The sequence below is a fragment of the Lacrimispora indolis DSM 755 genome (assembly GCF_000526995.1).
GTDB classification, from domain to species: domain Bacteria; phylum Bacillota; class Clostridia; order Lachnospirales; family Lachnospiraceae; genus Lacrimispora; species Lacrimispora indolis.
Genome location: NZ_AZUI01000001.1, coordinates 4,524,027 through 4,538,574, shown reverse-complemented (window position 1 = coordinate 4,538,574; position 14,548 = coordinate 4,524,027). Strand labels below are relative to the sequence as shown.

13 protein-coding genes are annotated in these 14,548 nt (G+C 48.0%); 3 read left to right on the top strand and 10 right to left on the bottom strand.

Features of this window, described 5'->3' with window-relative positions:
• Positions 1 to 89: 89 nt before the first annotated feature.
• The 10 genes from K401_RS0121790 to K401_RS0121745 form a co-directional block, all read right to left on the bottom strand.
• Positions 90 to 914: a DUF975 family protein gene (locus tag K401_RS0121790; RefSeq protein ID WP_024294941.1), complete on the bottom strand. Its 825-nt coding sequence runs from the start codon at positions 912 to 914 to the stop codon at positions 90 to 92.
• Positions 911 to 1,258, bottom strand: a complete 348-nt coding sequence (locus K401_RS32005) for a DUF4190 domain-containing protein (RefSeq protein WP_024294940.1) — start codon at positions 1,256 to 1,258, stop codon at positions 911 to 913. Before K401_RS32005 ends, K401_RS0121790 begins: the two co-directional genes overlap by 4 nt.
• Before the next feature lie 117 nt (positions 1,259 to 1,375).
• Positions 1,376 to 1,522: a hypothetical protein gene (locus K401_RS32990; RefSeq protein WP_156882277.1), complete on the bottom strand. Its 147-nt coding sequence runs from the start codon at positions 1,520 to 1,522 to the stop codon at positions 1,376 to 1,378.
• 1 nt (position 1,523) lies between these two features.
• Positions 1,524 to 2,519: a sugar ABC transporter substrate-binding protein gene (locus K401_RS0121775; RefSeq protein ID WP_027352357.1), complete on the bottom strand. Its 996-nt coding sequence runs from the start codon at positions 2,517 to 2,519 to the stop codon at positions 1,524 to 1,526.
• A complete protein-coding gene (locus K401_RS0121770; protein ID WP_024294939.1) occupies positions 2,516 to 3,475 on the bottom strand; it encodes an ABC transporter permease in 960 nt (319 codons plus the stop codon). The genes K401_RS0121775 and K401_RS0121770 overlap by 4 nt, the downstream gene beginning before the upstream one ends.
• A gap of 84 nt (positions 3,476 to 3,559) precedes the next feature.
• Positions 3,560 to 4,999: a glycoside hydrolase family 5 protein gene (locus K401_RS0121765; RefSeq protein ID WP_024294938.1), complete on the bottom strand. Its 1,440-nt coding sequence runs from the start codon at positions 4,997 to 4,999 to the stop codon at positions 3,560 to 3,562.
• 40 nt (positions 5,000 to 5,039) lie between these two features.
• Positions 5,040 to 7,148, bottom strand: coding sequence for a glycoside hydrolase family 3 C-terminal domain-containing protein (locus K401_RS0121760; RefSeq protein WP_024294937.1), 2,109 nt, complete (start codon positions 7,146 to 7,148; stop codon positions 5,040 to 5,042).
• A 71-nt stretch (positions 7,149 to 7,219) separates the two neighbouring features.
• Entirely contained in the window at positions 7,220 to 8,053 is an 834-nt protein-coding gene (locus K401_RS0121755; protein ID WP_029695172.1) for a carbohydrate ABC transporter permease, read from the bottom strand.
• Position 8,054: 1 nt separating this feature from the next.
• The gene (locus tag K401_RS0121750; protein WP_024294935.1) at positions 8,055 to 8,927 is read right to left on the bottom strand and encodes a carbohydrate ABC transporter permease; all 873 of its coding nucleotides are present in this window, start codon (positions 8,925 to 8,927) and stop codon (positions 8,055 to 8,057) included.
• A gap of 91 nt (positions 8,928 to 9,018) precedes the next feature.
• Complete coding sequence (locus K401_RS0121745) at positions 9,019 to 10,380, bottom strand: extracellular solute-binding protein (protein ID WP_024294934.1); 1,362 nt, start codon at positions 10,378 to 10,380, stop codon at positions 9,019 to 9,021.
• 319 nt (positions 10,381 to 10,699) lie between these two features.
• On the opposite strand from K401_RS0121745, the gene K401_RS0121740 reads away from it, so the two are divergent.
• The 3 genes from K401_RS0121740 to K401_RS0121730 are packed head-to-tail and all read left to right on the top strand — an operon-like array spanning position 10,700 to position 14,520.
• Entirely contained in the window at positions 10,700 to 12,310 is a 1,611-nt protein-coding gene (locus tag K401_RS0121740) for a response regulator transcription factor (protein ID WP_166435289.1), read from the top strand.
• Positions 12,311 to 12,332: 22 nt separating this feature from the next.
• Entirely contained in the window at positions 12,333 to 13,130 is a 798-nt protein-coding gene (locus K401_RS0121735; RefSeq protein WP_024294932.1) for a sensor histidine kinase, read from the top strand.
• Positions 13,123 to 14,520, top strand: a complete 1,398-nt coding sequence (locus tag K401_RS0121730; protein ID WP_024294931.1) for an ATP-binding cassette domain-containing protein — start codon at positions 13,123 to 13,125, stop codon at positions 14,518 to 14,520. Before K401_RS0121735 ends, K401_RS0121730 begins: the two co-directional genes overlap by 8 nt.
• Positions 14,521 to 14,548 lie beyond the last annotated feature (28 nt).

The following is a 14,548-nucleotide window of genomic DNA, read 5'->3' as shown; positions in this document are numbered from 1 at the left end:
ACTGATACCATTTTAGCATATACTCACAAATGCGCATAGATACACCTCCTTAGTGTATTCTATGCGCACACATCCCGTATGACACGGTTCTACCACTGATTTTCCCACATGGACTGAGAAAAGGCTTCCTCAACGCCTCCAAAGGAGTTATGGGAAAACTGCCCCTTAAGATCCAGATAATACTCTGTCATGGTAGCATAGATATAAGGGAATATCCAAAGAAAACCGATCCCAAGGGAACAGTATCCCAGGATGATCATGCCGGAAAAGCTTATACAAAGATAAAAAAACCTGCCTTTATTTCCTTTCATCATATGTGCGCTTTCCTTAAGGCACCTCCATACCCTCTGATCCGGAGATTCAATGAGGATATACATGGACTGGGATAAGCACAGCATTGTAAAGATGCTTCCAATGAGCAGAAACAGATACGTAAGCACCAGCAATACCACCATGACCGGTATGAAATCAGTGATCAATGCAACAGCAAGCACCACGAAATACGGGATAGCCCATATAAATCCAATTAAAACATTTAATAAATAAAGTCCAATGAATTTATGCGGTTTATTCTGAAATGCAAAAAGCAGATCAGACAGCCTGGCCTTATGGCCGGTACTCATATTCAGATAAATCTTAAGGGTTCCGGGTATTAAAAGGCTGTATACGGAAAGGATCACCAGAAAGGATAAATAAATCCCTGCCCTCAAAGCCATATTTCCCGCAAATGTGCTGTTTATTCCGGCGGAAAAAGGATCTTTCACCAGCCCCATGGAAAATGATGTCAATACATACACCAGGGAAATGACCACAAGAACTGCCCCTGCAAGAAATTGGGCACCAATGCACAGGCCGTATCCGCCTTTTAAGTTCCGCCTTGCACGCTTTTTAAGTTCTGATGATGAAGTCTTCACGAAAACACACCTCCTAACCCCAAATCACTCATAGCCGAAATACCGATAAATACGATTATAACCAATACAACCAGCACAATGGCAATAGATGAAGTGACAAGGCCTGCCTTTGCATAGCCTTCCAGCTTTTCTTCCGTCCTGGAAAGCAGGGCAAACAGGATTCCAAGGCTTCCAAAAATCAAGCCTCCGTAACAGCAGCAGGAGGTTATAATTCCCAGGATCCCCATGACCAGGGATGCAAGGGCCATATTGCTCTGGGCCGCTTTCTCAGGCTGCTCATAAACAACCTCCTGATTCCCTTCCTGCCTGTCCTGCCAGGAATTCTCTTGATTATCCTGATCCATTTTTATCATCTCCCTTTTTCTCATAATATTGCAATACAGCTTCTGATAAAAGTCGCATGCCTTTTGCGCCATCCAGCCGATTGTTGGAATATGAATTTTATTCCAGCAATATGGCAATTATACAATATTTTCCATTAACTGTAAAACAAATCTTTTATCTGTTACAAACCTGCAAAAGAAATAGTCCAGGTCTCCTGCTTTCCACTGCCTCCCTTTTGCGTTTCCCCAGGCAATCCCTCGCCGGGCCCCACGTTTCTTTTTCATATTACCTCTCCGATTTCTCTTCATACGCTTTTATATCCTTAGCTTCTATCCATGTCACGTCAATTAAGTATTCCTTCCCGATCTCTCTCCCTTCCACTGCGTCCGCCAGTTTGTCCACCAGTGTCCTGCCTATCACCTGGCAGTTCTGGTCCACGATGCCTGTAATCAGGCCCTCATCCACACCGGCTGCCAGAGTAGGGGAATAATCGAATCCATAGTGGTACAGAGTTCCCTGCAGATTCTGGAATTTGATAGCTTCCATGGTTCCGGTAATGACAGACTCTGTTCCCAGAGTGAACACCGCCTTTAAGTCAGGATATGATATGATCTGTGTCTCCAATTGCTCTTTTGCCCTGGATACGCTTAGGTCGTTTATAATCCAGGTACACCAGGTAAACTGGGCGGCCTCCTGCTCCATCGCCTGGTTAAAACCGTCCTTCAGCCCCCTGTAACGCTCGGTCATGTTCTGAGCGGAACCACTGTAGGTAACGGCCGTCAGCCTCCCCCCGGTAATTCCCCGGGCTTTTAAGTCTTCGGCTCCCCGTCTTCCCAGTTCCATTCCGGCTTCATAATTATTGGTTCCGATATATGCCAGCCGGTTGTTTAAAGTCCTGATGTCCGTATCATAGGTGACTACTTTGATTCCGGCAGCCATTGCCTCCGCCGCTTTTATATCAAACATCTCCGGTTCTAAGGCTGCCATAGCAATGCCGTCTGCCTTCTGATCGATCGCCTCCTGGACCATTTCAATCAGCTTCTGGGGCCGTGAGGAATCCCCAGGCAGCCCGGCTTTTATGATCAGAGAACATCCCCGCTTCTTTGCCTGCTCCTGCGCGCTTTGTATCAGCGGCTTCCAATAAGGTCCTTCTTCATTCAATGCAATCAAATACAGAGTCTTCCCTTCCTGCCGTTTAAAAGCGTCGGCGGGCTGCCTCCCGCATCCGGATACCAAAAGGCATACCGCCATTCCGATTACCCCAATTTTAAACATTCTCATGCCGATTCTTCCCTCTTCTTCCGAAAATAGTCCATCACGATCGCCGCCAGAATCATAAGCCCTGTAACAGCCTGCTGCCCGTAAGTATTTAAACCGGCCGCATTCATACCGTTTTTAAACACTTCTATAATAAGCAGCCCCAGTACCGCACGAACGATGCCTCCTGCCCCTCCTTCAAACCGGATCCCGCCGATAATCACAGCAGCGATGGCATATGCTTCCAGCCCCATAGCCTCACTGGAGGCGCCCACGTTCAAGTAGGACATCAGGATGATTCCCGCAATCCCCGCAAAGGCCCCTTCAATAAAGTAGACCTTCAGAAGGTGCCGTTTTACCTGGATGCCGGCCAGACTGCTGGCCTTCTTACTGGAGCCTACGGCATAGCAGTATCGGCCGAATATGGTACATTTCATAACAAGGACAACTGCCACTGCCAGAATCAGGAAGATAAGAAAGTTGGAATAGAGGATATTGCCCAGCAGATGGGTGTTGGAAATGTGGTAGAACCAGCCTGGCAGGCCGCTGATCAAAATGCCCCCTGTGAACATCTGGGTCAGCCCACGGATCATATAATTGCTTCCTACGGTCACTATAAACGGCTTAAGCTCAAACCGTGTAATCAGAAACCCGTTGAGAAGTCCCCATGCACCGCCGCAGAGGATTCCAAGAGCCAGGCATGCTGCCGGATGCATTCCCCGCACCGCCAGATACGCAGCCGCCGTCCCTGCACAGGCCATAATGGCCCCGCAGGATAAGTCAATTCCGCCAGAGATCATGAGCATTGCCACCCCCAGCGTGGCAATTCCCAAAATAGGCATGGAACGCAGGAAGCTGGCAAGGTTCCCTCTGGTGGCAAATACCGGTAACATATAAGAGAACACAGCCACCAGGAAGAGTAAAAGTCCAATCATCCAGTATTCAGCCATTTTTTCTTTCCAGACTATCTTTTTCCTCATCCCAAGCTCTCTCCTCTTTCCGTTATTCCCGGCTGCTTATTTACATATTATCACATCTAATTTTAACAGAACAACGGATATTTATCAATGCAGCATATGTTTCAGAAGATTCAGATAAGGCTGGTTCTTAACGCAGTTTTCCAGCTTGAAGCCTCCGGCAATACGCTCTAAGTCATCCTCACTGTATCCGGCAAAACGCCTGGCGTAAGCCGGCTGCAGCATAGCGCCCGCATAGCCGTTAAGCACCCCGTAATTCATCACAAACGCATTGGAAGCTTTGTCAATCCTGGTTTCTCCCATCACATCCAGGATATAATCGGCAAGCGCGCGGGATTTCTTTCTGCCCTCCGCCGCCCCTGCATAATCTGCGACAAAATTCTCAGCTCCCAGGATGCGTTTTTGTTCCTGGACCGGCTGGATAATCTTCATATATTCGCTTTCCGGATCTAAGAATACCCATCCCATAATCCCCGGATCCTTATAGGTCCAGGTGGTCCAGTGGACTCCATACGTGTTGTAAATATCCAGCTGATCCTCCATAGATGCCAGGCGGTATGGAAGCTCCTCCAAAAAACCATGATACTGAGAACCGAACTCCCCTACCCACAGAGGTACATGGTGTTTTAAGGCAAACTGTGTCCCCTGGTGGTTAAGGAACTCAGCCCTCTGCTTATTCTTATCCCAGTACACCCCGCCATAATATCCCGGGTACGTCCCCGGCCCATATCCCGGAGGTATATAGTTATGGCTGCTGTATACCAGATTATCCTCAAAAGGCTTCTCAAGCCCTTCAAAATTCCTGGAATAATTATCCCCCTCCAGAAACAGGATGTGCTTTTTATCAATTCTACGAACCGCATCTGCTATCTCCCGGTACAGTTTGTTGATTGCCTTCCAGTCCGACTGATAGAACTCGTAAAAGTCATAGGCATGTTCGCCGGTGGGCGTTCCTGTGGATGGCTCATTCATCAGGTCGTAGCCTGCCACCGCACTTCTGCCCTTATACCTTTGTGCAATCACTTCCCAAAGCGCAATGATCCGTTCCTGAAAATGGCGGAAGCTCCAGAGAAGAGCCGCTCCCCGTTCGTTATCACTGTGCCAGTGGCAGTTCTGCCAGCCGGACAAAGCATGCATATCCAGGATTACGTAGACCCTCTGGCGTTCGCAGGCATCCAGTACGGCATCCAGCCGTTTAAATCCCTCTTCCTTATATATAAAGGGATTCTGGTCATCCTCAAAATGCCGGTAACTCAAAGGAATTCGGATGCAGTTGGCCCCGGTTTCCCGGATCAGCCGGATATCCTCCTCAGCCAGAAAATTGTCAAGGATGGTCTCAAAGAACAATTCTGCCTTTCCTGCACCAAGTGCCTTGGCCATCTCTCTTTTCATCCCGCTCTCAGTACCCGGATATCCGTTGATAAAATCCTCCATGTTCATCCAGCCCCCCACGCAGGTTCCGCGAAGGTATACAGGATTTCCAGATTCACCCACGATTACACCATTTCTTACCTGTAATAAATCCATTTTATCTCTCCTTCTTCAGCTTTCTTTCACACAGTCCCTCTTATAACTCCACCCGGGTTTTTAAAGGTTTAGCCCCCATAAGCAGACAGCTCCTACTGTCAGGCTGGCTTCCGCCTGCATATATATCAAACCGGTATCCATCCAGCTTACGGTTCCCGTCCTGGTCCACCACGCAGAAAGCAAGACCTGGAAGAGAAAAGCTTACCTTCCTCTCCTGTCCCTTTGCAAGACTCACCCTGGCAAAGGCATACAGAGAATGGTTCCTCACTGCTAGAGAAGAATCCAGGTTCTTCACATACACCTGAACCACCTCCTCGCCATCTGCCGGCCCTTCATTCCTGACCTTCACGGATACGGACACACTGCCGCCATCTGCAGGGACGCACTCTAAATCCCTGTACCGGAAGCTGGAATAGGAAAGGCCGAATCCAAAGGGATAAAGGGCTTCTTCTTTCATATACCGGTAGGTCCGGTTTTTCATGCTGTAGTCCTCATAGGGAGGAAGCTCCTTCTCAGACCGATAAAAGGTGACTGGAAGCCTGCCTGATGGGCTGGTCTCCCCAAATAGGATTCTGGCTACGGCCGTTCCGCCTTCAGCACCGGGATACCACGCCTGCAGGATTGCCTTCACACATTCCGCCTGGTCCAGCCACGCTAAGTCCATTGCGCTTCCAGACATATTTATCACCACCAGCGGTACACCAGTCTCTATGAGTGCCGTCAGCAGGCGGCGCTGGGATTCAGGAAGAGCCAGTGAGGGCTTATCCGCCATACTGACCGTCTCATCAAAACGGTTACCCAGATCCTGCTGTTCCCCCTCATACCGCTCATCCAGTCCCACGCATACAATGGCCAGCCCTGCTTCAAGAGCTGCAGCCACCGCCTCGCTTATGCGGTCTCCCGGCAGTGCCAGCCGTTCTACACGGTCCTTCATGGTATGGCAGCCTTCCGAGTAAAAGATTCTAGTATCCTCATCAAGAAAATTTTCTATCCCATCCAGTACCGTTACATAACGGGGTGCTGTGCCGTGGTAATTGGCGATGAGCGGCCAGCGGCTGTCCGCATTTGGCCCGATGACAGCCACCCTCTTAAGCTTCTTATCAAGTGGTAGAATCCCGTCGTTCTTTAAGAGAACCATGGATTTTTCCGCTGCGCGGATGGCCAGCTTTCTATGTTTTTTGCATCCCACCGTCTCATAAGGAATCTGGTTGTAGGGGCAGTCCTCATCAAACAGTCCCAGACGTATTCTGGTGCGCATTGCATGGACCGCTGCCTCTGTAATCTCCTCCTCTGTCACCAGGCCCTGTTCATAGGAACTTAAAATATGCAGGTAAGTATTTCCGCAGTTGATGTCGCAGCCATTTCTCAGGGCCATGGCCGCGGACTGGGCGGCAGTATCCGTCACATGATGGTTTTCATGGAAATCCTTGATGGCCCAGCAATCCGACACAAAATATCCGTCAAACTTCCACTTCTCTTTCAGAATATCCTGTATCAGAGTTTTGCTGCCGCAGCATGGCTCTCCGTTGGTCCTGTTATACGCTCCCATAACCCCTTCCACCTTACCCTCGGAGACGCAGGCTTCAAAGGCCGGCAGATAGGTTTCCCACAGATCCTTTTTGCTGACTCTGGCATCAAAGGTATGGCGCTGTTCCTCCGGTCCGCTGTGTACCGCAAAGTGCTTGGCACAGGCTGCTGCCAGTAAGTATTCACCCTCTCCCTGGATTCCCTGTATGAATCCCACGCCCAGTCTGCCGGAAAGGTATGGATCTTCTCCATACGTCTCATGACCTCTTCCCCATCTGGGATCACGGAAGATATTCACATTGGGAGACCAAAGGGTCAGCCCTTTATAGATATCCCGGTCTTCCAGGGCCGAATAAGCATTGTACTTTGCCCTTGCTTCCATGCCCGCCGCAGTGCCGATCTCCTTCATCATCTCCTCGTCAAATATGGCCGCCATACCGATGGCCTGGGGAAACATGGTTGCAGTCCCCGCCCTTGCCACACCGTGAAGCGATTCATTCCACCAGTGGTATCTGGGGATCCCCAGCCTTTTGACTGCCGGGGCATCAAATCTTAGCTGGGAGGCCTTCTCTTCCAGGGTCATCTGGCCGACTAACTCCCTGGCCCTCTCTTCAAAATACATATCAAATCCTCTCCTCTCTTACGATCTATCCCATTCGTTCTGTTCCTTATATATGTCCCTTCCAGGCTCACTCAGCCTTTAACCGCTCCCTGGGTCAGTCCGTTAACTACCTTTTCCTGTGCAAAGAAGTACAAAAGGATGACCGGAAGCGATCCGATCAGGATAGCGGTAAGCACTGCCGGTATATTCACAGACTGCATGCCGTAGAATTCCCGGATCCCTAAGGGCAGGGTCTTCTTTCCTGTGCTGTTGATCAGCACGTTGGCATTAATGAATTCATTCCAGATGTTCAAAAATGTATACACCACGATTGTGGAGATAGCCGGACCAGACAGCGGAAGTATGATATTCTTAAAGGTTCCCACAATGCTGCAGCCGTCAATGATGGCCGCTTCCTCCAGCTCCTTTGGTATCTCCCGGAAAAACTGAGTCAATATGAAAACGGCAATGGGAATGTTATAACTGACATAAGGCCCCACCAGGCCGGTTAAAGTATCCGTCAGACCGATGCTGCTTAAAAGCGTGAATGTGGGGATCAGTGTCGTATGTACCGGGATCATCATTCCTGCGATAATGGCAAAGTAAAGCAGATTTCTCCCTCTGTATTTAAGCCTCGCAAAGGTGAAGGAAATCATGGACGATACGACCACAATGATGAAAACACTGACTCCCGACACCATAACGCTGTTTAGGAAGTACCGGAGAAAATCCGGTTTCAGAACCAACTGGTAATTTCCGAAAAACGGCTCTTTGGGCAGTCTCCAGATATTGGTTAAGTATTCCCCCATGCCTTTAAAACTGTTGATGACCAGAAACACAAAGGGAAATCCTGTAATCAGTGCAATAACGATGCTGATTGCATAGAGAATGGCATTCTTTATTTTTCTTTTTAACAACACGCCCATATTATGCCGCCTCCTTATCTCTCGTAATATAAAGGAACAAACATGCTATGGCAAAACACAGAATGAACATGCTGGCAGCAATGGCGCTGGCATATCCCATGCGGAATTCCGTAAACCCTTTCTTGTACATGTAGGTGGCCATCAGCTCTGTTGCTCTGTTGGGCGCGCCGCCCATCATGACATAGAATAAGTCAAAGTATTTTAAAGACCCCACCAGCTGCAGAACCGCTGCTGAGCGAAGGGTCGGTACAAGCAGCGGAAGGGTGATTTTCCAGAAACACTGCTTCCCATTTGCCCCGTCGATCCTGGCCGCCTCGTAAATGTCCGTCGGGATATTGGTCAGTCCCGCCTTTAATATAATCATATAGAAGGGAATGAACTGCCAGCATATGACGAACAGAATGGAAGGCATGGATGATCTCCCTTCCAGAAAAGCAATGCTTTTTAAGCCCAACTTCTGCATAAGACTGGCTATCAGGCCAAAATAGGGATCATAAAACAGAATCCACATAATACCGGTTGCAACCGTGGACAGAAGCATCGGCATAAAAAACACCGTACGGAAAAACCTTGTTCCCTTAAGCTCCTGATTGATCAGCAGGGCTAAGAGAAGGGCTCCGGGGAGCTGGACAGCCACGGAGACAATGACCAGGATTACGTTGTTCATCATAGCATTCCAGAACAAAGAATCTCCGAACAGCTCGATGTAATTCCCAAATCCTGCAAAAGTCCTGTTGGCGCTGATCCCCTTCCAGTCCATAAAGCTGTAGATGAATGTCCTGACGATTCCCACTACGTTAAATGTTCCGTAAAACAGCAGGGCCGGGAGCACGAACAGCGTTATGATCCCAATATGTTTATTTCGTTTGCTCATATAATCACTCCTTCTCACAGAGGACGATCCGGAATGAGGGCGTTGCAACATGCATTCTGCCATGCAACACCCTCTCCTACCATGTCATGTATTATTTCTTAACCAGATCCTTCTGTGCCAGCGCTTCCATGTCAGCGGCCGCCTGCTCTGGCGTGGTGGTGAGTCCAAAGAGGTCGTAGGTGGTCTGCTTATGTAAGTTTCCAAGCTCTGTCGGCAGGAACTGGTCGTAGAAGTTCTGCATATAGGAGGCATGAACCAGAAGCTCCTCCATCTGCTGCAGCTTGCTGTCCTTGATTTCCACACCCTTTATTCCGGTAAGGATGCCTGCGGTATCAGACATATCCTGGGCATATTCCTGATCTGTCAGGACTTTTATCAGTTCCATGGCTTCTTTGGGATTTTTACAGGAAGCTGAGATGGAATATCCGTTTCCGCCTCCTAAGATCTCGTCTGCCTTCCCTTTTCCGCCTTCTATTACCGGGTAATTGAACAACCCCAGATTATTTTCGTAGAAATCCGGTTTTTCAGACTTACAGTTGGAGACGAAACTGTTGGTCTGTACAATGTGAGCTGCCTGACCGCTGTAAAACAGCATTCTGGATCCTCCGGTATCATAATTGATACCATTGAGGCCTTCGGGGTAATATCCTTTCTTCACCCAATCCTGGATCCTCTGTCCGGCTTTAATAAAGCTCTCGTCCTCAAACGTTGCATTGCCGGTACGGTTATAGGCATCAAGGAATGTCTGGGAGCCTCCCTCTCTAAGGGACAGCCATATAAAGGTAAGCGCACCCGGCCACTGGCTGGAATTGCCCTCAGCAAAGGGAATGATGCCATGTTCCTTAATAACTTCACAATTGGCCTCAAGCTCTTCTACCGTCTCCGGAACCTTAAGTCCCAGCTCCTTATAAATCTCGGTATTATAGTACACAGGAGCCGCCCCTGCCCGGAAGGGCACTGCCCAGTATTTCCCCTCAAGCTCGAAAAGAGACAGGGCTGATTCGTGGTAGATGTCAGAGATTTTTCTCACGTCCTCATCAATATCAAGCACCTTTCCCTCTTCCACAAAGGACTGGAGCCATCCGCCGCCCCAGGAGATGAATATATCCGGCTCCTGTCCGGCTGCCATGGCGGTGGTAAGCTTGGTCTTATAAGGGTCGTTCTCCATTGGCACCTGTTCCACTTTCACATTGGGATGGCTTGCCTCAAATCTTTCAATACAACGTTTCACTACCTCCTGCCGTTTGGCGTCATTTTCAATATGCCACAGGGTAAGGGTGATATTCTCCCCGGTCTTTGCCTCCCCTCCCTGGCTCTCCGCTCCCCCATCGGATTCCTTTGAAGCTGTCGTTTCACCCGCTGCTGCGCCGCTTTGGGAAGTTCCGCCGCATCCTGCAAGGGCTCCTGCTGCCATAGCCGCCGCCAATATACATGCAAGAATCTGTTTGTTCATACTCCTTCTCCTTTCTCGATCAACCTGTTCACAGGTGTTTGATGGAACTTATCATAAGATTCTTTCGGTCTTTTTTCAATGCACCGTTTTTTAGAATATGTGTAATATTTCTATTTTTGTATGATTACAGCATATTTTTTATGCATTTTTACTAATTCCACCATTTACACTGCCATTTTGGTATGCTATATTAAGAGAACAAAAATCATGTTCTCTTAATCAGATTTACGGCGGTAACGCATCCGCCTTTTAGCAGAAGAAAATGCAACTTCTGCTAAACAATATTAATGACAAATTAATAAGAGAAAGAAGGGGTCCTGTGATAAGTGAAAGAATGAAGGTGCTCATAGCTGACGATGAATTCCTGATCTGCGAGCTGATCAAAAAGATGATCCTATGGGATGAGCTGCAGCTGGAATTTGCCGGCTGCGCCCACAACGGTCAGGAGCTGTTTGGGCAGATTCAGGAAATACGCCCTGCCATCGTGATTACGGACATCAGCATGCCTGTTATGGACGGCATTGAGCTGATCCGCCAGACACGATATTTAAATATTCCCTGCCGCTTCATCATTGTAAGCGGCTATAAACAGTTTGAATACGCCCACAACGCCTTGAAATATTCGGTTGATGACTATATTTTAAAACCCATCAATGAAAACGAACTGAACCAGGCCCTTAAGAAAATCATGGAAGAATTGAATAGCCATCAGTCCCAGGCTGCAGGCGAGGTTATGCCTGCCATCCACACAGAGCATCCCGGCAGATCCTTTTTCCTAAAGCGTATTATATGGGAAATCCAGGACCCTGCTGTCCCTCTGGAGCAGGTCATCGGTGAATATGGCATAGACTTTAAACCAGGACTGTTCTGTATCCTCTGCCTCAAGCTGGACTTTGTCAACCAGAGTGCGGATAATCTGGACAATATCGGTTCTTTAAACAAAAAGCTGATCTCCATGTTCCACGAGGAATTTGAAGGCTTCTGTTTCCAGGTTCTTTCCTGTATGGAAGGCACCGCGATCTATCTCGGCATCAATTATCCCCGGCAGGAGGCCGTATCCTTTTCTGACCATCTTAAGGAATTTTACCAGAAGGCCTGTAATCTCCTGGACTTATTTGCCGGACTTAAGATAACTGTGGGTGTCGGGGATTCCTATGATAAGATCTCTTCCTTCGGACAGTCCAATAAGGACGCAATGGATGCTGCCTATTACCGCATACTGTCGGGCTGCGGCCAGATCCTGTACTGGAAGAAGCTGCCTCCGGTTCCATATCTTACAGAAGTGGAAAAAGGTTTATATTTACAGCAATTCAAAAAGGCCATTGAATCCGTAAATATCACGGATTTCATGGCTACATTAAATCAGTTGTTTTTCAGGCCAAAGAACCTTTTTCCACTGTTTGATATCATTGACATGCTGGGGGAGATATGCCGGGTGCTTGTACGCATGGACTTATCTTTGGACCAGGAAGAGCTGCCGCTTGACTACTTATCCGGCCAGATTCACTACGCCATAGAAAACGCATTGTCCTTAGATTCCTTAAAGGCTGCCGTATCGGAACCTGTGTCCTACATATTTGAAAATATCCACAAGGCCGTCCAGGCTCAGAATACCCGCCCCATCCGTATGGTACTTAAATACATTGAAGAACATTATAAGGATCCGATCCGGCTGGAGGATGCAGCGCTATTAGTAACCTTAAATCCGGCCTACCTTTCCAATATCTTTAAAAAGGAGACCGGTGAGAATTTCGTGGACTATTTAAATTCATACCGGATCGGTCAGGCCAGAGAGCTCTTAAAGGGCTCTAATTTGTCCATCAATGAGATCGCATATTCCACAGGCTTTCAGGATGCCCGTTATTTCAGCAAGCTATTTAAAAAATACGTTGGCATCACGCCGAAAGATTACCGAAAAATATACAGTTGACATGCAAAGGGAAAGAAAGAATATGAAGCTCTTAACAGAAAAGAAATTACAAAAGCTCTTAGAGGAACACAGCCAGAAGGCCGTCCGGGATAATGCGCGTTACTATGAAAATGAAATCTTAAAGAAACAGACCGAACTCCTGACCCTGCAAAATCAGATAAACCCGCATTTTCTGTATAATGCCCTGGAATGCATCCGCGCCCAGGCCGTACTAAGCGATATGAGGGAGATAGCGGATATTACCTATGCCCTGTCTAACTTCTTCCGCTACAGCATCAGCACGAAAAGCGACTTTGCCACTTTGAACGATGAAATAAATGTAATCAGCAATTATATGAAGATCCAGCAATACCGCTTCCGTGACAGGTTCTGTCTGAACGTGGATCTGCCGGATGCCTGGAACAGCATTATGGATGCAGTGATTCCAAAGCTAACCTTGCAGCCCATTGTGGAAAACAGCATTGTACATGCCTTTACGGAATCCGCAGACCAAGGGGTCATCACCATAGAAGTTATTCCTTCCAAAAAGCATATTAATATCCGCATATCTGATAACGGAAAAGGGATAGATCCCAATTCCCTTAAGATGCTGAACCGTTCCCTGGATCAGGAGTACTATGTCCCACCAAATTACGGCAAAAGGAGCACCGGCATTGCTCTGTGGAACGTAAACCGGCGGCTGAAGCTGGTCTTCGGAGACGATTACGGGCTCCATGTTTCCAGCACACCTGCCCTGGGAACTGATGTGGAGCTTCACATCCCCTATATCTCCGTGAATTCTGATGACTTTTCTCAAAACGGAGGAAATACCTATGCCTGAGGAACTGTACCGGATACAGGATTTATGTTTGCGCAAAGACAATACCATGCTTTTAGACCATCTGACTATGTATCAGTATAAGGGAGAAATCATTGGACTCATGGGACTTCATGACTCCGGAAAAACCCTTCTTTCCCTTATCCTGTCCGGTCAGGAGTTACCGGACAGCGGCAGATTCTACTATGAGGAGTCCCCGGTTTCCCATCAGGAACTGGCATCCCACGTTGCCTTGGTACAAAAGCACAGTTCCCTGATCCCCTCTCTTTCAGTGGCGGAAAATGTGTTCATCATCCGGCGGCATAAGAAGAATGCCTTTCTCATGCACCGAAAGCTTATCCTCCATGAGGCGCAGAATTACATGAGGGAAATGAAGCTTGCAATTCCTCCCCAGGAACAGATTGGCCATCTTACAAGGTCAGAGCAATGTCTGGTGGAGATAATGAAGGCTTACATACTTGGAGCCAGGCTGATCATCCTGGATGACATTCCTCTGACCTTTTTTCAGGACCCGCAATTCACAAGGATGTACCAGTATCTGAAAACAAAAAATGTTTCCTTTCTTATAACATCCTGTGACATATACCAGCTTCAGATCTTCTCAGACCGCATTTACTTTATGGACGACCACCGCATGGTGAAGTGGATATACAATGAAAAAAGGAATACCATTGATATTTCAAAGCTGTACAGCCGTCCCCTGGCTTACACAGGGTCTTCTTCCCACGCCTCCCGGGTCGTGGCAATGAAAGCGGATGGGCTCTGTTACGGTTCATTGAAGGACATATGCTTTGAACTTCATGAGGGCGGGATCGTTGCCATCTTTGACTTATTCCGGAACGCCTCATCCCAACTGCTGGCCTTCCTATCCCATCCCCGGGATCTGACATCCGGCTCCATCTGCGTATATGGGAAACCAGTCAGAGGGGAGAATTGCTCTTCCTTTGTATTTGCCGGATTTGATTTAGAGGACTGCATCTTCGAAACACTGTCCACCAGAGATAATATATGCATTGGCAGCTACAGGAAGCTGGCCGGTCCCCTGGGCATCTTAAAACACGCCAGAATGCAATATGTGGAACAGACTTTCCTAAAAGAATATGAAGGAGAGGGGTTTGTACCCCGCTCCTCCTGCAGGAACCTGCCTAAAAAGGAAAAACTGGCCATGTACTTATACCGGTTTGAGTTTCTGCGAAAGAAAATCATCTTCTGCATTTATCCGGAAAAATATGTTGATTATGATACCTTATATATGCTGAAGAAATCCCTGCAGCGCATCGCCAGAAGAGGGAACGCCGTGTGCATCATTACATGTGATTTTGAAAAAGTATATCCCCTGGCAGAGCGCCATCTGATCCTGTCGTTGAATTCTATACAGGAGTATTCAGGCTGAGACAAGGAATAAGACTGCTATACAGGGA

What these genes read in the sequence shown, in the direction of transcription:
- K401_RS32005 (WP_024294940.1), bottom strand. Translation starts at nt 1,258, where the DNA reads ATGGATCAGGATAATCAAGAGAATTCCTGGCAGGACAGGCAGGAAGGG.
- K401_RS32990 (WP_156882277.1), bottom strand. Translation starts at nt 1,522, where the DNA reads ATGAAAAAGAAACGTGGGGCCCGGCGAGGGATTGCCTGGGGAAACGCA.
- K401_RS0121775 (WP_027352357.1), bottom strand. Translation starts at nt 2,519, where the DNA reads ATGAGAATGTTTAAAATTGGGGTAATCGGAATGGCGGTATGCCTTTTG.
- K401_RS0121770 (WP_024294939.1), bottom strand. Translation starts at nt 3,475, where the DNA reads ATGAGGAAAAAGATAGTCTGGAAAGAAAAAATGGCTGAATACTGGATG.
- K401_RS0121765 (WP_024294938.1), bottom strand. Translation starts at nt 4,999, where the DNA reads ATGGATTTATTACAGGTAAGAAATGGTGTAATCGTGGGTGAATCTGGA.
- K401_RS0121760 (WP_024294937.1), bottom strand. Translation starts at nt 7,148, where the DNA reads ATGTATTTTGAAGAGAGGGCCAGGGAGTTAGTCGGCCAGATGACCCTG.
- K401_RS0121755 (WP_029695172.1), bottom strand. Translation starts at nt 8,053, where the DNA reads ATGGGCGTGTTGTTAAAAAGAAAAATAAAGAATGCCATTCTCTATGCA.
- K401_RS0121750 (WP_024294935.1), bottom strand. Translation starts at nt 8,927, where the DNA reads ATGAGCAAACGAAATAAACATATTGGGATCATAACGCTGTTCGTGCTC.
- K401_RS0121745 (WP_024294934.1), bottom strand. Translation starts at nt 10,380, where the DNA reads ATGAACAAACAGATTCTTGCATGTATATTGGCGGCGGCTATGGCAGCA.
- K401_RS0121735 (WP_024294932.1), top strand. Translation starts at nt 12,333, where the DNA reads ATGAAGCTCTTAACAGAAAAGAAATTACAAAAGCTCTTAGAGGAACAC.
- K401_RS0121730 (WP_024294931.1), top strand. Translation starts at nt 13,123, where the DNA reads ATGCCTGAGGAACTGTACCGGATACAGGATTTATGTTTGCGCAAAGAC.